The organism is Pseudomonas abieticivorans, from assembly GCF_023509015.1.
Taxonomy (GTDB): domain Bacteria; phylum Pseudomonadota; class Gammaproteobacteria; order Pseudomonadales; family Pseudomonadaceae; genus Aquipseudomonas; species Aquipseudomonas abieticivorans.
Window position 1 is genome coordinate 5,007,206 of record NZ_CP094975.1, and the last position, 19,280, is coordinate 5,026,485.

The 19,280-nt window shown below is 63.5% G+C and carries 18 protein-coding genes; 8 read left to right on the top strand and 10 right to left on the bottom strand.

Annotated features, from left to right (window positions below; genetic code table 11):
• Positions 1 to 116 precede the first annotated feature (116 nt).
• Genes L9B60_RS22840 through kdgK form a run of 3 tightly spaced genes read left to right on the top strand, consistent with a single transcriptional unit; the run spans position 117 to position 3,095 of the window.
• Entirely contained in the window at positions 117 to 881 is a 765-nt protein-coding gene (locus L9B60_RS22840; protein WP_249673247.1) for an IclR family transcriptional regulator, read from the top strand.
• Between the two features lie 32 nt (positions 882 to 913).
• Positions 914 to 2,128: an amino acid deaminase gene (locus L9B60_RS22845; RefSeq protein ID WP_249673248.1), complete on the top strand. Its 1,215-nt coding sequence runs from the start codon at positions 914 to 916 to the stop codon at positions 2,126 to 2,128.
• Between the two features lie 13 nt (positions 2,129 to 2,141).
• Entirely contained in the window at positions 2,142 to 3,095 is a 954-nt protein-coding gene (gene kdgK / locus L9B60_RS22850; protein ID WP_283780526.1) for a 2-dehydro-3-deoxygluconokinase, read from the top strand.
• Here kdgK and L9B60_RS22855 read toward each other — a convergent pair.
• Both L9B60_RS22855 and L9B60_RS22860 read right to left on the bottom strand, forming a co-directional pair.
• Positions 3,083 to 3,358: a peptidylprolyl isomerase gene (locus tag L9B60_RS22855; protein WP_007932676.1), complete on the bottom strand. Its 276-nt coding sequence runs from the start codon at positions 3,356 to 3,358 to the stop codon at positions 3,083 to 3,085. The two genes, kdgK and L9B60_RS22855, sit on opposite strands and share 13 nt — an antisense overlap.
• A 40-nt stretch (positions 3,359 to 3,398) precedes the next feature.
• Positions 3,399 to 5,585 (bottom strand): ATP-binding protein, encoded by a 2,187-nt coding sequence (locus tag L9B60_RS22860; RefSeq protein ID WP_249673249.1) that lies wholly within the window; start codon positions 5,583 to 5,585, stop codon positions 3,399 to 3,401.
• 88 nt (positions 5,586 to 5,673) lie between these two features.
• On the opposite strand from L9B60_RS22860, the gene L9B60_RS22865 reads away from it, so the two are divergent.
• Positions 5,674 to 6,831 (top strand): PilT/PilU family type 4a pilus ATPase, encoded by a 1,158-nt coding sequence (locus L9B60_RS22865; RefSeq protein WP_249673250.1) that lies wholly within the window; start codon positions 5,674 to 5,676, stop codon positions 6,829 to 6,831.
• A 74-nt stretch (positions 6,832 to 6,905) separates the two neighbouring features.
• Here L9B60_RS22865 and L9B60_RS22870 read toward each other — a convergent pair whose 3' ends face one another.
• The 7 genes from L9B60_RS22870 to L9B60_RS22900 form a co-directional block, all read right to left on the bottom strand.
• The gene (locus L9B60_RS22870; protein WP_249673251.1) at positions 6,906 to 7,676 is read right to left on the bottom strand and encodes a 3-hydroxybutyrate dehydrogenase; all 771 of its coding nucleotides are present in this window, start codon (positions 7,674 to 7,676) and stop codon (positions 6,906 to 6,908) included.
• 73 nt (positions 7,677 to 7,749) lie between these two features.
• Positions 7,750 to 9,324, bottom strand: a complete 1,575-nt coding sequence (locus L9B60_RS22875; protein WP_249679952.1) for an ABC transporter ATP-binding protein — start codon at positions 9,322 to 9,324, stop codon at positions 7,750 to 7,752.
• 10 nt (positions 9,325 to 9,334) lie between these two features.
• A complete protein-coding gene (locus tag L9B60_RS22880) occupies positions 9,335 to 10,357 on the bottom strand; it encodes an ABC transporter permease (protein WP_249673252.1) in 1,023 nt (340 codons plus the stop codon).
• On the bottom strand, positions 10,357 to 11,418 hold the full coding sequence (locus L9B60_RS22885; protein ID WP_249673253.1) for a microcin C ABC transporter permease YejB: 1,062 nt from the start codon (positions 11,416 to 11,418) through the stop codon (positions 10,357 to 10,359). The genes L9B60_RS22880 and L9B60_RS22885 overlap by 1 nt, the downstream gene beginning before the upstream one ends.
• The gene (locus L9B60_RS22890; protein WP_249673254.1) at positions 11,418 to 13,265 is read right to left on the bottom strand and encodes an extracellular solute-binding protein; all 1,848 of its coding nucleotides are present in this window, start codon (positions 13,263 to 13,265) and stop codon (positions 11,418 to 11,420) included. Before L9B60_RS22890 ends, L9B60_RS22885 begins: the two co-directional genes overlap by 1 nt.
• Positions 13,266 to 13,391: 126 nt before the next feature.
• Complete coding sequence (locus tag L9B60_RS22895) at positions 13,392 to 13,673, bottom strand: peptidylprolyl isomerase (RefSeq protein WP_249673255.1); 282 nt, start codon at positions 13,671 to 13,673, stop codon at positions 13,392 to 13,394.
• A 175-nt stretch (positions 13,674 to 13,848) separates the two neighbouring features.
• Positions 13,849 to 14,952 carry a 3-deoxy-7-phosphoheptulonate synthase gene (locus tag L9B60_RS22900; protein WP_249673256.1) on the bottom strand — a complete coding sequence of 368 codons (1,104 nt, stop codon included), beginning with the start codon at positions 14,950 to 14,952 and terminating at the stop codon, positions 13,849 to 13,851.
• Between the two features lie 707 nt (positions 14,953 to 15,659).
• On the opposite strand from L9B60_RS22900, the gene L9B60_RS22905 reads away from it, so the two are divergent.
• Positions 15,660 to 16,019, top strand: coding sequence for a GNAT family N-acetyltransferase (locus L9B60_RS22905; RefSeq protein WP_349631955.1), 360 nt, complete (start codon positions 15,660 to 15,662; stop codon positions 16,017 to 16,019).
• A 10-nt stretch (positions 16,020 to 16,029) separates the two neighbouring features.
• Here L9B60_RS22905 and L9B60_RS22910 read toward each other — a convergent pair whose 3' ends face one another.
• Positions 16,030 to 16,251, bottom strand: a complete 222-nt coding sequence (locus L9B60_RS22910; protein ID WP_249673258.1) for a DNA-binding protein — start codon at positions 16,249 to 16,251, stop codon at positions 16,030 to 16,032.
• An 80-nt stretch (positions 16,252 to 16,331) separates the two neighbouring features.
• Between L9B60_RS22910 and L9B60_RS22915 the strand changes: the two genes are divergently transcribed.
• The 3 genes from L9B60_RS22915 (at position 16,332) to uvrC (ending at position 19,276) form a co-directional block, all read left to right on the top strand.
• On the top strand, positions 16,332 to 16,694 hold the full coding sequence (locus tag L9B60_RS22915; RefSeq protein WP_249673259.1) for a helix-turn-helix domain-containing protein: 363 nt from the start codon (positions 16,332 to 16,334) through the stop codon (positions 16,692 to 16,694).
• A gap of 111 nt (positions 16,695 to 16,805) precedes the next feature.
• Positions 16,806 to 17,450, top strand: a complete 645-nt coding sequence (gacA, locus tag L9B60_RS22920) for a response regulator transcription factor GacA (RefSeq protein WP_249673260.1) — start codon at positions 16,806 to 16,808, stop codon at positions 17,448 to 17,450.
• A gap of 2 nt (positions 17,451 to 17,452) precedes the next feature.
• Positions 17,453 to 19,276, top strand: a complete 1,824-nt coding sequence (gene uvrC / locus L9B60_RS22925; RefSeq protein ID WP_249673261.1) for an excinuclease ABC subunit UvrC — start codon at positions 17,453 to 17,455, stop codon at positions 19,274 to 19,276.
• Positions 19,277 to 19,280 lie beyond the last annotated feature (4 nt).

Genomic DNA, 19,280 nt, shown 5'->3' on the forward strand with positions numbered 1-19,280 from the left:
GCACACATCCGCCCCACGGATGTCCCCTGTAGGAGCGGATTCATCCGCGAAGAGGCCACCACGATGTGCCAGGGCGGTAGAATCCTGGAAATGGGTACGCTCAGGGAGTTTTTACAATGCTGGACGACACGATCAAGCGGCGCGCCAAGGGGCTGGACCGCGCCTTCGATATCCTCGACTTTCTCAAGGACAAGGGCCAGCCCCTGCGCCCCAACGAAATCGCCTCGGGCATCGGCAGCCCCAAGTCCACGGTCTACGAACTGGTGGCCTCGTTGCTGGAGCGGCGTATCCTGGAGGCGGTGGGCAAGGAAGGGCATGTGTACCTGGGCCGCCAGTTGTACTTCCTGGGCCAGGCGCACCTGCGCCATTTCGACCTGACCCGCGAGGCCGACGCCTGCCTGCAAGAGATCGTCAGCAAAACCCACGAGACCGCGCAGATGTGCCTGCTCAACGGGCGCAAATACACCGTGGCGCTGATGAAGGAGGGCGAGCGGCATTTTCGCATTTCCTCGGACATCGGCGAAAACGCGCCCATCCCCTGGACGGCTTCGGGGCGCTTGCTGCTGGCGCACCTGAGCGACCAGGAAATCGTCGACCTGATCGATCACGACGACTTCATCCTGCCCGACGGCTACCGTTTGCCCCTGGAGCGCTTCCTCAAGGAAATCCGCCAGGCCGGCATCGATGGGTTCTTCTCGTTCGACAGCGTCGCCGACACCTTTACCCATTGCTTTGCCGCCCCGGTGAAAGACCCGCGCGGCACGTGCATTGCCACCTTGTGCATCGTCGCCCCGCGCCAGGATGCCAAGAAAAACTATGACCATTACCGCCAGGTGCTGATCGACAGCGCCAATGGCCTGGCCCGGCGCCTCAACGACTGACGCCTGGGCCCTACGACAAGAGGATTCGCACCATGCTGGACAGCCAAGCAATGGCCGTGGAAAAAGGCGCCGCGCGCCCCGGCGACAACCTGCTGCGTGACGTCAGCCTGCCGGCCCTGGTGCTGAATGCCAAGGCCATCGAGCACAACATCCGCTGGATGCAAAAGTTTGTCAGCGACAGCGGCGCAGAGCTTGCGCCCCACGGCAAGACCAGCATGACCCCCGGCCTGTTCCAGCGCCAACTGCAGGCCGGTGCCTGGGGCATGACCCTGGCCACCGCCGTGCAAACCCGCGCCGCCTATGCCGGTGGTGTGCGCCGGGTGCTGATGGCCAACCAACTGGTGGGGGCGCCGAACATGGCGCTGATCGCCGAGCTGTTGCAAGACAGCCTGTTCGACTTCCACTGCCTGGTCGACCACCCGGACCAGGTGCAAGCCTTGGGCGAGTTCTTCGGCGCGCGCGGGCTGCGCCTGAACGTGATGATCGAATACGGCGTGGTGGGCGGCCGCTGCGGTTGCCGCAGCGAGGCCGAGGTGCACGCGCTGGTCGCTGCCATCGGCGCACAGCCGGCCCTGGCGCTGACCGGCATCGAAGGCTACGAGGGGGTGATCCACGGCGATCACGCCATCAGTGGCATCCGCGCCTTCGCCGCCTCCCTGGTGAACCTTGCGGTGCAGTTGCAGGCTCAAGGCGCCTTTGCCCTGGAGCGGCCCATCGTCACCGCCTCGGGTTCGGCCTGGTACGACCTGATCGCCGAGGCCTTCGACGCCCATGAGGCGCGCGGGCGCTTCCTGGCCGTTTTGCGCCCCGGCAGCTACGTGGCCCACGACCACGGCATCTACAAGGAGGCCCAGTGCGGTGTGCTGGAACGGCGCGGTGACTTGCACGAAGGCCTGCGCCCGGCCCTGGAAGTGTGGGCCCACGTGCAGTCGATGCCCGAGCCAGGCTTCGCGGTGATCGCCCTGGGCAAGCGCGACGTGGCTTTCGATGCCGGGTTGCCGGTGCCGCTGCGCTGCTTCAAGCCTGGCGTGCTGCCGGCCGTCAGCGAGCCCATGCAGGGCTGCCAGGTCACGGCGGTGATGGACCAGCATGCGTTCATGAGCGTTGCGCCCGGCATCGACCTGCGCATCGGCGATATCATCGCCTTTGGCACTTCGCACCCCTGCCTCACATTCGACAAGTGGCGGGTTGCCTGCCTGGTGGACGAGGACTGCACCGTGATCGAATCCCTGACCACTGACTTCTGACAAGGCGGCTGCCATGAGCGAATTCAACAGCCTGGCCGCCTTGGGGCCCATGCCCCGGCGTATCGCCCTGATCGGCGAGTGCATGATCGAGGTGCAGCAACGCGCCGACGGCAGCCTGCAACAAAGCTTTGGTGGCGACACCCTGAATACCGCGGTGTACCTGGCGCGGCAATTGGGCAAGGAGGCGAGCGTGGACTACGTCACCGCCCTGGGCGATGACAGCTTCAGCGACGCCATGTGCAAGCAATGGGCCGCTGAAAATATCGGCCTTGAGCATGTGCAGCGCCTGCCGGGGCGGCTGCCCGGGCTCTATTGCATCCAGACCGACGCCAACGGCGAGCGGCGGTTTTTGTACTGGCGTAACGAGGCGGCGGTGCGCGACTGCTTCACCAATGCCCAGGCCGCACCCATGCTGGCGGCGTTGCCGGGCTACGACGTGCTGTATTTCAGCGGCATCACCCTGGCGGTGCTCGGCGAGCAGGGTCGCGATCGCCTGCTGGAGGTGTTGGAGGCGGCACGCTTGAGCGACACCCTGGTGGTGTTTGACAACAACTACCGGCCACGGCTCTGGGCCAGCGTGGAGCAGGCCCGGGCGGCCTACCGCCATGTGTTGCCGTTGGTGGACATGGCCCTGCTGACCCTGGACGATGAGCAGGCGCTGTTCGGCCATGCCGATGCCCAGGCGGTGTTCAAGGCCTGCGCGCGCTTGTCGATCCCTGAAGTGGTGATCAAGCGTGGCGCCGACAGTTGCCTGATCCATTGCCACGAGGCGCTGTTTGAGGTGCGGGCCACTCCGGTGGCCAAGGTCGTCGACACTACGGCAGCCGGCGATTCGTTCAGTGCCGGTTACTTGGCCGCCCGCCTGCAAGGTGCAGCGCCCGCGGCGGCGGCCGAGGCGGGCCATCGCCTGGCCGCACGGGTGATCCAGTACCCCGGCGCGTTGATCCCCAGGGATCAGTCGCGGTAGAACACCTGCACCAGGTGGTAGCCGAATTTGCTCTTGATCGGACCGTGCACGGTGCGCAGGGGCTTCTTGAAGATGACCTGGTCGATGGCGCCCACCATCTGCCCGGGGCGCACTTCGCCCAGGTCGCCGCCGCGCTTGCCCGATGGGCACGTGGAATACTTTTTGGCCAGCACATCGAAGGCTTCGCCCTTGGCGATGCGCTGCTTGAGTTGTTCGGCCTCTTCGGCCGTTTTTACCAGAATGTGGCGAGCCTGAGCTTTCATGACGCGGGTGCCTTGTCTTGCTGCGCTAAAAAGCGCGCGATTATGCCGAAGTTCCGTCGTCACTGCTCGGTTGATTGATCATCTGGCGAATGTGCGTGGCCAAGACTTCGATGGAAAACGGTTTGGTGACCATGGCCATGCCCTCGGCCAGAAAGGCGTGGCGTTCGGCGGCTTTCTCGGCATACCCGGTCATGAACAACACGCGCAAGCCCGGCCGGTGCTGGCGGGCGATCTCGGCCAGTTGCCGGCCATTCATGCCCGGCAGGCCGACGTCGGTCACCAGCAGGTCGATGCGCAGGCTCGATTCGAGCAGCGGAATGGCGACTTTCGCATCGGCCGCCGGGTGGGCGCGATAGCCCAGTTCGTCCAGCACATTGAGCACCAGCATGCGCACCGCCGGGTCGTCCTCCACCACCAACACGCTTTCCCCCTTCACCGCCAAGGGCGCGTCCTGGGGCGCCAACAGTTTGGGCTTTTCTTGCACCTGTTCGCTGTGGCGCGGTAGGTACAGGCGCACGCAGGTGCCGTTGCCCGGCTCGCTGTGCAAGGTGATGTGCCCACCGGACTGCTGGGCGAAGCCATAAATCATTGACAGGCCCAGGCCTGTGCCCTGGCCGATCGGCTTGGTGGTAAAGAAGGGGTCGAAGGCCTTGGCCAGGATCGCCGCGCTCATACCGGCGCCATTGTCACTGACCTCGATCCTCACATATTCACCGGGTTTGATCGGCTCAAGCGGGGTGTCCTGTTCACGGCCATCGAGGTGGCAATTGGCAGTTTCGATCAACAGGCGACCGCCCTCGGGCATGGCATCCCGGGCGTTGATCACCAGGTTCAACAGGGCGTTTTCCAACTGGTTGGCGTCGGTGTTCACCGGCCAGATGCCGTCGGCCAGGTTCAGGCGCAGTTCGATGTGCTCGCCCTTGGTACGGCTGAGCAGTTCTTCCAGCGAGTGCACCAGGGCGTTGGGGTCCAGGCGCTTGCGGTCCAGCGACTGGCGCCGCGAGAAGGCCAGCAGGCGGTGGGTAAGGGCGGCCGCGCGGTGCGCCGAAGTGACCGCCGCGTCGGTGAAACGGCCGATTTCGTCGGCGCGCCCGGCGGCGATGTAACGCTGCATCAGGTCCAGGCTGCCGATGATGCCGGTGAGCATGTTGTTGAAGTCGTGGGCGATGCCGCCAGTCAACTGGCCCACCGCTTCCATCTTTTGCGCGTGGCGCAGGGCATCTTCGGCGCGTGCGCGCTCGTGCATTTCCTGCTGCAGCAAGGCGTTGGCCTCGGCCAGTGCCTGGGTGCGCTCGGCCACCCGCTCCTCCAGGGTTTCGTTAAGCTGGCGCACGGCGTTTTCCGCGGCACGGCGCTCGGTGATGTCGATGGAGGCGCCAATGAAGCGCGCCGGGCGGCCGTGGTCGTCCTTGTAGCAGCGCCCGCGCGCGAACACCCAGCGCACCACGCCGTCGGCCGGCAGCAGGCGGAACTCGTTGGCGTATTCGCCGCTGTGGGTGATGCAGTCCTTGATGGTGCGCGCCACCAGGCCGCGATCCTCGGGGTGCACGCCCTGCAGGTACTCGGTGATCGGCAGGCTGCCAGCCTGCTGTGGGTCGACGCTGTGCAGCCGGGCAAAATGTGCATCGGCCATGAAGCGGTCTTCGCGAATGTCCCAGTCCCAGGTGCCCACCGCATTGGTGGCGGCCAGGGTCAATTGCAGGCGCTCCTCGGTGTCGTGCTGGGCCTTGAGGCTGGCTTCGGAACGGCGCAGCAGCTCGTCGGCCACGCGTCGCCGTTCGTTGGTCTCGATGGCGGTCACCAGGATGCCGGCCACGTTTTGCTGTTCGTCACGGATAGGGCTGTAGGTCAGGTCCAGCCAGACCTGCGCCGACCAACTGCCGCGCGGCAGGGTGAAGCCTTGCTCCACGTAGGTGCGCACTTCGCCGCGCAGCACGGCCGCGTAGATGGGGTCGGTGAAGCTCTTGAGTTCCGGCCAGGTCAGGTCCACCGGTTGGCCGAACGCCTGCGGGTGCTTGCTGCCGGCCAGCAGGCCAAAGCCGTCGTTGTACAGTTGGCACAACTGCGGGCCCCACAGCAGCAACATCGGCATGGGCGAGTGAATGACGATGTCCACGGCGGTGCGCAGGCTCTGCGGCCACTGTTCGGGCGCCGGCAGGGGGCTGGCGCTCCAGTCCAGGGTGGCGATCAGGGCAGCGGTATCGCCGCCGACGGGTGAGCCGGTCATTAACCTGTATCCTATGATTTGCCTGCAAGGCTGTTTTACCGCCAAGCTATAGCTTACTTCCTAACGTTTGCCCTGCGGACTCCCGAATATGGACATCCAAGCCCTGCTCAAAACCCTGGCCAGCCAGGACGGTTCCGACCTGTACCTGTCGACCGGGGCGCCGCCGTGCGCCAAGTTCAATGGCGTGCTCAAGCCGCTGGGGGCCGAGGCGCTGAAGCCTGGCGAAGTCGCGCTGATCGCCGCCAACATCATGGACGCCGAACAGCGTGCCGACTTCGAGCGCGACCTGGAGATGAACCTGGCCATGTCCTTGCCGGGGGTCGGGCGCTTTCGGGTCAATATCTTCAAGCAGCGCAACGAAGTGTCGATCGTGGCGCGCAACATCAAGTTGGACATCCCGCGTTTCGAAGACCTCAAGCTGCCGCCGGTGTTGCTCGACGTGGTGATGCAAAAGCGCGGGCTGGTGCTGTTCGTCGGCGCCACCGGCTCGGGCAAGTCCACGTCGCTTGCCGCCTTGATCGATTACCGTAACCGTAGCAGTAGCGGCCACATCATTACCATCGAAGATCCGGTGGAGTATATCCACCGCCACAAAAAATCGATCATCAACCAGCGCGAAGTGGGCGTGGACACCCGCAGTTTCCAGGCAGCCCTGAAGAACACCCTGCGCCAGGCGCCGGACGTGATATTGATCGGCGAGATCCGCGACCGCGAAACCATGGAGCACGCCCTGGCCTTTGCCGACACCGGCCACCTGGCGATTTCCACCTTGCACGCCAACAACGCCAACCAGGCGCTGGACCGCATTATCAACTTTTTCCCCGAAGACCGCCGCCCGCAATTGCTCAACGACCTGGGCAACAACCTGCAGGCGTTCGTGTCCCAGCGCCTGGTCAAAACCGTGGACGGCAAGCGACGGGCGGCGGTGGAAGTGATGCTCGGCACCCCGGCGATCCGCGACTTCATCCACCGCAATGAATTCGCCGAGCTCAAGGGCATCATGGAAAAGTCCGGCACCCTGGGCATGCAGACCTTCGACCAGGCGCTGTATGACCTGGCCGTGGAAGGGGCGATCAGTGAGGATGAGGCGCTGAAAAATGCCGATTCGCAGAACAACGTGCGGCTGAGGCTGAAGTTGCACCGCGAAGGTGGGTTCGAGCAGACAACGGCGCCGGCGCCGCCCACGCCTGCGGCGGATGTGGACAGCGCCGATTGGGGGTTGGTGGAGGATGATCGGCCGACGTGACGACTCCTTCGCGGAAAAATCCACTCCTACAGGCTGCGTAGGAGCGGTTTTATCCGTGAACCAGGCGCCGCGTATTACTGCGCCAACCACCCCCCATCAATATTCCATGCCGCCCCACGCACCTGGCTGCCGGCCTCGCTGCACAAAAACAGCACCAGTTCGCCCAACTGCCCCGGCGTGACGAATTCCTGGGACGGTTGTTTCTCGGCCAGCAACGCCTGGCGCGCCTGTTGCGGGTCGGCGCCTGCGCTCACGCGGTCGTCGATTTGCTTCTGCACCAACGGCGTCAGCACCCAGCCTGGGCAGATGGCATTGCAGGTCACCTGGCTCAGCGCTGTTTCCAGCCCCACCACTTTAGTCAGCCCGATCACCCCATGCTTGGCGGCCACGTACGCGGCCTTGCCGGTCGAGCCGACCTGGCCGTGTACCGAGGCGATGTTGATGATCCGCCCCCAGCCGCGCTCGCGCATGCCCGGCAGGGCCAGGCGAATGCCGTGGAACACGGCGGACAGGTTGATGGCCAGGATCGAATCCCAACGCTCCACCGGGAACGTTTCCACGGCGGCCACGTGCTGGATACCGGCGTTGTTGACCAAGATGTCGACGCCGCCGAATTCGCGCTCGGCGTACTCGACCATCTCGGCGATTTGCGCAGGGTCGCTGACGTCGGCGGGGTGGTGGCCCACCTGTCCGCCAAATGCGCCCACCTCGGCCAACGCCGCGCTGGCGTCGCCAAAGCCATTGAGGATCACCCGAGCACCGGCCTGCGCCAGGCTCAGGGCAATTCCTAGGCCAATGCCGCTGGTGGAGCCGGTGACCAGTGCCGTTTTACCCTCGAGTGACATATACAGCCCTCTGTCGTAGGAGCGGATTTATCCGCGAAAGACACACCGCAGTCGGCAAGTTCGCAGTCAGCGTTTACACCGACGCCGCCAGCAGCAACTCACGAGTGTAGGGGTGCTGCGGCGACTCGAACAGGTCATGGCTGGCGCCGCGTTCCACCACCTGGCCATCCTTGACCACGATCACATCATGGGCCAGGGCCTTGACCACCGCCAGGTCGTGGCTGATGAACAGGTAGGTTAGCCCATGGGTTTCCTGCAGTTGGCGCAGCAGGGCGACGATCTGCTTTTGTACCGTGCGGTCCAGCGCCGAGGTCGGCTCATCCAGCAAAATCAGTGCCGGCTTGAGCACCAGGGCGCGGGCGATGGCGATGCGTTGGCGCTGGCCGCCGGAGAATTCATGGGGGTAGCGGTGGCGCGTGGCCGGGTCCAGGCCCACTTCTTCCAGCACCTGGATCACCCGCTTTTCGTAGTCGCGGGCGTCACAGTGGGCGTGCACTTCCAAGCCTTCGGTGATGATCTGCTGCACCGACATGCGCGGGCTCAGGCTGCCGTAGGGGTCTTGGAACACCACCTGCATCTGCTTGCGCCAGGGCTGCATCTGTTGCTGGCTGAGGTGCTCCAACGACTGGCCCTGGAAACGAATGCTGCCCTCGGAGTCCAGCAGGCGCAAAATCGCCTGGCCCAGGGTCGACTTGCCCGAGCCCGACTCGCCGACGATCCCCAGGGTTTTGCCGCGTTGCAGGCTCAGGCTGATGCCGTCCACGGCCTTGACGTAATGGCGCGGCTTACGGAAAAAACCGCCGTCCAGGGCGTACCAGACCTTGAGGTTGTCGACCTCAAGCACCACGTCGCGCTCAGCGCGAGGCAAGGCTTCGCCGGCCGGTTCCGCATCCAGCAACAGCCGGCTGTAGGGGTGTTGCGGGCGGCAGAACAACTGCTCGCAGTCGGCCTGCTCGACGATTTCGCCGTTGCGCATCACGCACACGCGCTGGGCGATGCTGCGCACCAGGTTAAGGTCGTGGCTGATCAACAGCAGCGACATCCCCAGGCGCTCCTGCAACGATTTGAGCAGGCGCAGGATGCGCCGCTGCACGGTCACGTCCAGCGCCGTGGTCGGCTCGTCGGCGATCAGCAGCACCGGCTCGCAGGCCAGGGCCATGGCGATCATCACCCGCTGGCGCTGGCCGCCGGAGAGTTGATGGGGGTAGGCCTTCAGGCGCTCCTTGGGGTTGGAGATCGCCACCAGTTCCAGCAACTCCAGGATGCGCGCGTGCGCCGCCTTGCCGCTCAGGCCTTTGTGCACCAGCAGGGTTTCGCCAATCTGTTTTTCCACGGTGTGCAGCGGGTTGAGCGAAGTCATCGGCTCCTGGAAAATCATCGCCACGCGGTTGCCGCGAATCTGGCGCAGCAACTTGGCGTCGGCGCCCACCAGCTGCGTGCCGTGGTAGCGGATGCTGCCGGTGGTCACGGTGCCGGCCTGGGGCAGCAACTGCAAAATAGAATGGGCGGTGACGGACTTTCCCGAACCCGACTCGCCCACCAGCGCCAGGCACTGGCCGTCGGGGATGTCCAGGCTCAGGTTGCGCACCACGGTGTTGCCGTTGAAGGCGACGCACAGGTCGCGGATTTCGATCACGTTGTCGCTCATGGTCATTGGCTCACGCTCTGGGGTCGAAGGCATCACGCAACGCCTCGCCGATAAACACCAGCAGCGACAGAATCAGTGCCAGGGTGAAAAACGCCGTCAAGCCCAGCCACGGCGCCTCGAGGTGGTCCTTGCCCTGGCCGATCAACTCGCCCAGCGAGGCGCTGCCGGCGGGCATGCCAAACCCCAGGAAATCCAGGGCGGTGAGGGTGGTGATGGCGCCGGTGAGGATGAACGGCAGGTAGCTCAGGGTGGCGTTCATGGCGTTGGGCAAGATGTGCCGCACGATGATCTTGCGGTCGTTCAGGCCCAGGGCGCGGGCGGCTTTGACGTATTCAAGGTTGCGCCCGCGCAGAAACTCGGCGCGCACCACGTCTACCAGCGCCAGCCAGGAGAACAAGGCCATGATGCCCAGCAACCACCAGAAGTTGGGCTCCACGAAGCCCGACAGAATGATCAGCAGGTAAAGCACTGGCAGCCCCGACCATACCTCCAGCAGGCGTTGGCCGAACAGGTCGATCCAACCGCCGTAGTAGCCCTGCAGGGCGCCGGCGGCGATGCCAATCAATGAGCTGATGATTGTCAGCGCCAAGGCAAACAGAATCGACACCCGTGCGCCAAAAATCACCCGCGCCAGCACATCGCGGGACTGGTCATCGGTGCCCAGCCAGTTCGCCGCGGTGGGCGGGCTGGGGGCCGGTTGGGTCAGGTCGTAGTTGGGCGTGTCGGCGCTGAACGGGATGGGCGGGAAGACCATCCAGCCGCCGGCGTCGCTGATCAGCTTGCGCACGTAATCGCTGCGGTAGTCGGGCTGGAACGGCAACATGCCGCCCAGTTCTTGCTCGGTGTAGCGCTTGAATACCGGGAAGTAGTAGCTGTCGTGGTACTTGAGCAGCAGCGGCTTGTCGTTGGCGATCAACTCACCACCCAGGCTTGCCGCGAACAGGGCAATGAACAGCCACAGCGACCACCAACCACGGCGGTTGCTGCGAAAACGCGCCAGGCGCCGCTGCGCCAAGGGGGACAGGCGGCTCATCAAGCGTTCCTCGCGGCGAAGTCGATGCGCGGGTCGACCAGGGTGTAGCACAGGTCGCCCACCAGTTTGATCACCAGGCCAAACAGCGTGAAGATAAACAGTGTGCCGAACACCACGGGGTAGTCGCGGGCTACGGCCGCCTCGTAACTCAAGCGGCCCAGGCCGTCGAGAGAGAAGATCACCTCGATCAACAGGGAGCCTGCGAAGAACACGCTGATGAACGCCTGCGGCAGGCCCGCCACCACCAGCAGCATGGCGTTGCGAAACACGTGGCCGTACAGCACGCGAGTTTCACTAACGCCCTTGGCCCGTGCGGTGACCACGTATTGGCGGGTGATCTCGTTGAGGAAGGAGTTCTTGGTGAGGATGGTCAGGGTAGCAAAACCGCCGATCACCAACGACAGCACCGGCAGCACCAGGTGCCAGAAGTAATCGGCCACCTTGCCCAGGGTCGACAACTGGTCGAAGTTCTCCGACACAAGCCCGCGCACCGGGAACCAGTTCAGCGCCGTGCCGCCGGCAAACAGCACGATCAGCAGCATGGCAAACAGGAACGCCGGCATAGCGTAGCCGATGATGATCGCGGTGCTGGTCCACACGTCGAAGTGGCTACCGTGGCGCACCGCCTTGCGAATCCCCAGGGGGATCGACACCAGGTAGGTGATCAGCGTGGCCCAGAAACCCAGCGACAAGGTCACCGGCATCTTCTGCAAAATCAGGTCGGTGACCTTGGCGCCGCGGAAAAAGCTCTTGCCAAAGTCCAGGCTCGCGTAACTTTTGAGCATCAACCACAGGCGCTCGGGGGCTGGCTTGTCGAAGCCGTATTGCTTTTCGATGTCTTTGATCAGCTTGGGGTCCAGGCCCCGGCTGGCGCGCGAGGCGCCGTGGGCCGTGTCGCCACCGCCGCCGGTCACGCTGCCGCCGCCCATACCTTGCAGGCGGGCGATGGCTTGCTCCACCGGGCCGCCGGGGGCCGCTTGCACGATGACAAAGTTCACCAGCAGGATAAACAGCAAGGTCGGGATGATCAGTAGCAGGCGCCGCAGTGTATAGGCCAGCATCAAGGCTTCTCCTGGGCACGGCGGGCGGCCATTTGCTCGGTGGTCAGGGCCGTGGGACTGATTTCCCACCAGCTTTCGATGGCCTCGTCATTGCTGGCGGCCACCTTGGGCATGCCGAAGCGGTTCCACCACACGGTCGAGGTGCCCGGCGGGTAGTAGTTGGGAATCCAGTAGTAATTCCACTGCAGCACCCGGTCCAGGGCGTGGGCGTAGGTGGTCATGTCGGCTTTGGTGCGGGCCTGGATCAAGCCTTTGATCAGGCTGTCCACGGCCGGGTTTTTCAGCACCATGTAGTTGTTGGAACCCGGGTCGTTGGCCGCATCCGAGCCGAAATAGTTGTACAGCTCAACGCCGGGGGAAGGCGACACCGGGTAGCCGGTGACGATCATGTCGTAGTCGCGGGCCATCAGCCGGTTGAGGTATTGCGCCGAGTCGATGCGGCGGATCTGCAGGTCGATACCGATCTGTGCCAGGTTGCGTTTGTAGGGCAGCAACAGGCGTTCAATGCCGCCCTGACCGTTGAGAAAGGTAAAGGTCATCGGTTCGCCCTGGGCGTTCACCAGCTTGTCACCCTCGGGGTGCCAGCCGGCAGCTTCCAGCAGGGCCAGGGCTTGCAATTGCTTGTCGCGGATAAAGCCGGTGCCGTCGGTCTTCGGTGCTTCGAACACCTGGGTAAAGACCTCGTCGGGGATTTGCCCGCGCAACGGCTCCAGGATCTTCAGCTCGGCGGCGTCCGGCAACTGGCGCGCGGCCAGGGGGCTGTTGGCAAAGTAGCTTTGTTGGCGGATGTACATGTTGCGCATCATGCGCTTGTTGCTCCACTCAAAGTCCCAGAGCATGGCCAGCGCCTGGCGCACGCGGCGGTCCTGGAACACCGGGCGCTGCAGGTTGAAAATAAACCCCTGGGACGACTGCAGGCTTTCCTTGGCCAAGTGCTCGCGCTGCAGGCGCCCGTCGGTCAATGCCGGGCTGTCGTAGCCGATGGTGTAGCCGGTGGCGCTGAACTCGCGGTTGTAGTCGTAGCCGCCGCCGCGCAGGATCTGCCGGGCCACTTCGGTGTCGCCGAAATACTCGATGCTGAAGTGATCGAAGTTGTACAGGCCACGGCTGGCGGGCAAATCCTTGCCCCACCAGGTGGGGTTGCGCTCGAAGGTGATGCTGCGCCCATTGTCCACCTTGCCCACCGTGTACGGCCCGCTGCCCACAGGCGGCTCGAAACCGCCGCCGTCGCTGAAGTCGCGGTCCTTCCACCAGTGTTCGGGGAACACCGGCAGCGAGGCGAGGTCCAGGGGCAGGGTCAGGTTGTCGTTGTTCTTGAAGGTGAATCGCACCTGCAGCGGGCCTTCGACTTGCACGTCCTGCACGTCGGCAAATTGCGTGCGGTAGCGCAGGCTGCCCTGGGTCATCAGCAGGTTGAAGGTGTACTTCACGTCCTGGGCGGTGATGGGCGTGCCGTCGGCAAACTTTGCCTTGGGGTTGAGGTAAAAACGCAGCCATAAACCGCTGTCGTCGCGCTCCATCTTTTCCGCCACCAGGCCGTACACGGTGTAAGGCTCATCCAGCGAACGGGTGGCCAGGGGCGAGTACAGCAGGCCGTCGACTTGGGTCACGCCGGTGCCTTTGTCGATGTAGGGCATCAAGTGGTCGAACTGGCCGATTTCCACCGCCGAACGGCGCAGGCTGCCGCCCTTGGGGGCGTTGGGGTTCACGTAGTTGAAATGCTGGAAACCGGACGGATACTTGGCCGGCTCGCCATACACTGTGAGGGACGTTTGCGGTGCCGCAAAGGCGGGAGCAAGCAGTACTAACTGGGCAGTCAGAAAAAGGGACGTTAGAACCGAGCGCATTGTCTGCCTTGTCATTCGTGGGCCGGAATGAAAACCTGGGAAATACCCTACCATCATGTAGGACCTGGGCCACAAACAAAACAGCCCGCCAAGGTGGCGGGCTGTTATTTCATGCAATCTGGCGGATCAGTCCTGACGGCTGGTCACTTCCAACAGGTGATAACCGAACTGGGTCTTCACCGGGCCTTGCACGGTGTTGACCGGGGCGCTGAACACCACGGTGTCGAATTCCTTGACCATCTGGCCTGGGCCGAAGGAACCCAGGTCACCGCCTTGGCGGCTGGATGGGCAGGTGGAGTTGGCCTTGGCGATTTCGGCGAAATCGGCGCCGCCTTCGATTTGGGCTTTCAGTTCGTTGCACTTGTCTTCGGTCTGAACCAGGATGTGACGGGCAGTGGCTTTGGCCATGGGGTATTGCTCCTTTCAAGAAAGTGGGAAGCCTACCGTACTGAGGGAAGCTTTTCCTGCAAAAGTTCCCGCAGGCTGTGCCAGCCACTGAGCTGTGGGTCCTGGCATGCCAGGGGAAAGGCCGCTGCGGTATGTTGGGTAAACCGCGGTGCGGCCTTCGCGGATGAATCCGCTCCTACAGGGTGGAATCCGCAGAGCCCTGGCGCAACTGGCGGGCAGCTTCGCGCAGCAGGCGCTCGGTGCTGTCCCAGCCCAGACACCCATCGGTCACCGACACCCCGTAGCGCATGTTCGGCCCGATCGCCTGGCAGCCGTCGAACAGGTGCCCTTCGAGCATCATCCCCACCAGCGAGCGGTCGCCCTGCAAGCGTTGGCGCAACACGCCGTTGAACACCTCGGGCTGGCGCAGTGGGTCTTTGCCGCTGTTGGCATGGCTGCAGTCCACCAAGATACGCGCCGGGATCGCCGCCTTGCCCAGGCTCTGATGCACCTGGGCGATGCTGTCGCGGTCGTAGTTGGGGCCCTTGTGGCCACCGCGCAGCACCAGGTGGGCGTGGCTGTTGCCACGGGTTTCGATGATCGCAGGCTCGCCGCTGGCATTCACGCCAAAGTGGCGGTGCGGGTGGGCCGCGCTGCGGATTGCATCGCAGGCCACGCCCACGCCGCCGTCGGTGCCGTTCTTGAAGCCCACCGGCATGTTCAGGCCGCTGGCCATCTCCCGGTGAATCTGCGACTCAGTGGTGCGTGCGCCAATGGCCACCCAGCTGAGCAGGTCTTCGAAGTAGCCGGCGGCCATCGGTTGCAGCAGTTCGGTGGCAATCGGCAGGCCCATGTGCAGCACTTCGCGCATCAGTTCGCGGGACAGTTTCAGGCCGCCGACCATGTCGTCGCTGCCGTCCAGGCGCGGGTCGTAGGCCAGGCCTTTCCAGCCAACGGTGGTGCGGGGTTTTTCAACGTAGGCGCGCATCACCAGGAGCATCTGGTCGCTCACATCCGCCGCCAGGCCGGCCAGGCGCTGGGCGTATTCCAGGGCCGATTGCGGGTCGTGGATGGAGCAGGGGCCCACGATCACCAGCAGGCGTGGGTCATGGCCATCGAGAATGTTGCGCACCGCGCTGCGGTGAGCGCTGACTTGCTCGCTCAGAGCGGTGCTCAGGGGCAGTTGTTGCTTGAGGGCATTGACGCTGGGCAAGGTTTGCAAAACCGGGCTGTTGGCGGCTGGGGCCAGGGCATGCGGTTGGGCGTTGATCAGGGGCAGGGCGCTGATGAGGCTGTTCATAAGGTGTTTTCCTGGGCTGGCGGCGGGGCATTGGCCCGCGCGCGGCCCTATGACGGTGTTCGACAATTGGCCGGGTTGGCGATGTGTGTAGCTGAGCCACCCAAAAGTGACCGGTCGGAGGCGGCAAGCTGGCCCGAACGGAGGGTGGTAAATCGCCAGGCGGTGTAGGTGTCGTAACGGTAATAGGTGGCGTAGTTCATGGGGCATACCTCGAAATTGATCAGTGTGTGAGTCGCTGGGTGCAGTGCTTAAGGGCTGAAAAAACAAAACCCCCGGTCGGGAAGCCGACCGGGGGTTTTTGAGTGTTTCAACCGGGCGACCTGTTTAAAGTGGCCGCCGGATAATGGGTATCAGGCGCGCCAGTGGCTAAACCAATACCCGTAATAATAAGAAACCGGTGCGCACGCCACACAGTCAGCCGCAACCGCTGCCAAGCGACGTGCGCTGGCGGTGTGTGCTGCCTGAAGGTGGGTTGAGTGCAACATAAGGTGCTCCGATTTGGTGACGCCGAGCTTACTTCAGCCGTTCGCGCCCTGACAACTGCTTTTTGTCGTCATGGCCGCTCCTACACAGCGCACATGGCCTGTGCCAGACTTGCTCGCTAGGAAACCGGTGCAGCCAATCTAGGAGTTTTAAGCGTGCAATTGCAGTTGCGTCCTGCCACCGATCAGGACTTATCCTACGCTCGCGACCTCACGAGGGGCGCCATGCTGCGCTACTACAGCGAATTCGACCTGCGCTGGGAAGAAGAGGGCTTCAACCAGGCCTGGGTATGGCGCGACAACCGCCTGATCGAAGTCGATGGCGTGCGCCAGGGCTACGTCAGCCTCAGCCTGGACAGCCGTGCGCTGTTCATCCGCGAATTACATCTGAATGAGTGTGTTCGAGGGAAGGGGGTTGGCAGTTGGGTGATCGACCAAGTGGTGGCACTGGCGCGCCAGCGGCGGTTGCCCCTGGTGCGCCTGACGGTGTTTGCCAGCAACCCGGCGCGTTACCTTTACCTGCGCAAAGGCTTCGAGCAGGTGGGTATCGACGAGTGCTTCCTGCGCATGGAATGCAAGGTTTGACAGATCGGGCTCAAGGCTGCGTTCGGTCCGCCTCCTGCGGCACCGTGCCTTCCTTCATCCCCAGCAAAACCGCGACTTTGTGTGACTCCCCGCGTTTGCCTTTCTTGCGCCCGGCCAATATCTGATAGGTGGTGGCCGGGTCTACTCCGTGCTCTCTGGCAAATTCTTGTACCGATTTTCCCTGCTGATCCAGCCAGGCCCTGGCTTGTGCGGCAGTCCGTATACCGTGCATAGTTCAAGTCCGTTTCATTCGATTTAAAAATGGTCAAAGACACATCCATATGGATGCTTAATAAGGGATTATACATTCAAATGACTGGAATTGGTTCGCGTCTACGCAAAGAACGGGAGCGCCTGGAGCTGACCCAAAAGGCCTTTGGCGAGGTCGGCGGGGTGGAGCCCAACGCGCAGGGCAAATACGAAAGCGGCGAGCGCACGCCCAAGGCCGACTACCTGGCCGCCGTCGCGCAAATCGGCGTCGACGTGATGTATGTGGTCACCGGGGAACGAACACCCACGCCCGTTGATCAATTAAGCCAAGGCGAGGAACACATCCTGGGGCATTATCGGGTGCTGCCGAGGGAGGGGCAGGACGCGATCCGGCACATGGCCAACAGTCTGGCGGAAATGACCGCCAGCTACACGGTCAAGCACAGGTCCCGGAAAACCGGCTAGCTGGCGTAAGTCGACGCTTGGCGCCATGTTGATGACGCTTTGAACTAGGTCTGGGATCCGATATTTGTTAAGGTTGCCAACATCCCACAAGACCACAATACGAGGTGTCTGTTGATTAGGGTCCTAGTTGTCGATGACCATGATCTGGTCCGAACAGGCATTACGCGGATGCTCGCCGATATCGATGGGTTGCAGGTGGTCGGCCAGGCCGAATCGGGCGAGGAGGCCCTCAAGCTGGTCCGCGAATTGCGCCCGGACGTGGTCCTGATGGACGTCAAGATGCCCGGCATCGGCGGCCTGGAGGCCACCCGCAAGCTGTTGATCAGCCACCCCGACATCAAGGTGGTGGCGGTCACCGTGTGCGAAGAAGATCCCTTCCCCACGCGCCTGCTGCAAGCTGGCGCGGCGGGGTACTTGACCAAGGGCGCGGGCCTGGACGAGATGGTGCAGGCCATTCGCCTGGTATTTGCCGGGCAACGTTACATCAGCCCACAGATCGCCCAGCAATTGGCGCTCAAGTCGTTCCAGCCGCAAACCAGCAATTCGCCGTTCGAACTGTTGTCCGAACGCGAGATCCAGATTGCCCTGATGATCGTCGGCTGCCAGAAGGTGCAGGTCATTTCCGACAAGTTGTGCCTGTCGCCGAAAACCGTGAACACCTACCGCTACCGGATCTTCGAGAAACTCTCGATCGCCAGCGACGTCGAGTTGACGCTGCTGGCGGTGCGGCACGGCATGGTTGATGCCAGCCTTTGACCATGAACGCTCCATTTGATCCCAGCGCCTTTCTGTCCACCTGCAGCGCCCGTCCGGGTGTGTATCGGATGTTCGATACCGACGCGCGCCTGCTGTACGTGGGCAAGGCCAAGAACCTCAAGAAACGCCTGGCCAGTTATTTTCGCAAAACCGGCCTTGCACCCAAGACCGCCGCGTTGGTGGGGCGTATTGCCTCGGTGGAAACCACCATCACTGCCAACGAGACCGAAGCACTGCTGCTTGAGCAGACGCTGATCAAGGAATGGCGGCCGCCCTACAACATCCTGCTGCGCGACGATAAGTCCTACCCCTATGTGTTTTTGTCTGACGGGCAATTCCCGCGGTTGAGCATTCACCGCGGGGCCAAGAAGGCCAAGGGCAAGTACTTTGGCCCGTACCCCAGCGCCGGTGCCATTCGCGAAAGTTTGAGCCTGTTGCAGAAGGCGTTTTTCGTGCGCCAATGCGAAGACAGCTTCTACAAGAACCGCTTGCGGCCGTGCCTGCAGTACCAGATCAAGCGCTGCAAGGCGCCCTGCGTGGGCCTGGTGGAACCTGAGGAATATGCCGAAGACGTGCGCCACTCGATCATGTTCCTCGAAGGGCGCAGCCACCAGTTGACCAACGAGCTGTCGGCCAGCATGGAACAGGCCGCGATGAGCCTGGACTTCGAGAACGCCGCCTTGCTGCGTGACCAGATCGCCTTGCTGCGCCGCGTACAGGACCAGCAGAGCATGGAGGGCGGCAGCGGCGACGTGGACGTGATCGCCGCGTTCGTCAACCCGGGCGGCGCCTGCGTGCACCTGATCAGCGTGCGCGGCGGGCGAGTGCTGGGCAGCAAGAACTTCTTCCCGCAAGTGGGCATAGAAGAAGAGGTGGCCGAAGTGATGTCGGCGTTCCTGGCCCAGTATTATCTCAGCCACAGCGAGCGCGAACTGCCGGCCGAATTGATCGTCAACGTGGTGCCCGAGGACGCCGAGGCATTGGTGGCGGCCATCGATACCTTGCGGGGGCGCGAGCTCAGCGTCAGCCACCGGGTGCGCGGCACCCGCGCGCGCTGGCAGCAACTGGCCGTGACCAATGCCGAGCAGGCCCTGGGTGCGCGCCTGGCCAACCGCCAACACGTGACCGCGCGTTTCGAGGCGCTGGCCGAAGTGCTCAACCTGGACGAGCCGCCGCAGCGCCTTGAGTGCTACGACATCAGCCACTCCAGCGGCGAGGCCACGGTGGCCTCCTGCGTGGTGTTCGGCCCCGAAGGTCCGATCAAGGCCGACTATCGCCGTTACAATATCGAAGGCGTGACCGCCGGCGATGACTATGCGGCCATGCACCAGGCGCTCACCCGGCGTTTCAGCAAGATCAAGGACGGCGAGGGCAAGCTGCCTGACGTATTGTTGGTGGACGGTGGCAAGGGCCAGTTGAACATGGCTCGCGATGTGCTCAATGAACTGGCCGTGCCGGACCTGATCCTGCTTGGCGTAGCCAAGGGCACCACCCGCAAGGCCGGTTTCGAAACCCTGTACCTCAACGACGTCGCCCACGAGTTCACCCTCAAGGGCGACTCGCCGGCGCTGCACCTGATCCAGCAGATTCGCGACGAAGCCCACCGCTTCGCCATCACCGGCCACCGTGCCCGACGCGGCAAAACCCGCCGTACCTCTACCCTGGAAGGGGTGGCGGGCGTTGGGCCAAAACGCCGGCGTGACCTTTTAAAACATTTTGGTGGCCTCCAGGAGCTGTCACGTGCCAGCATCGAGGAGATTGCCAAAGCCCCGGGGATCAGTAAAAAGCTTGCCGAGTCGATTTATGCGAATCTGCACAGCGAGTAGAATG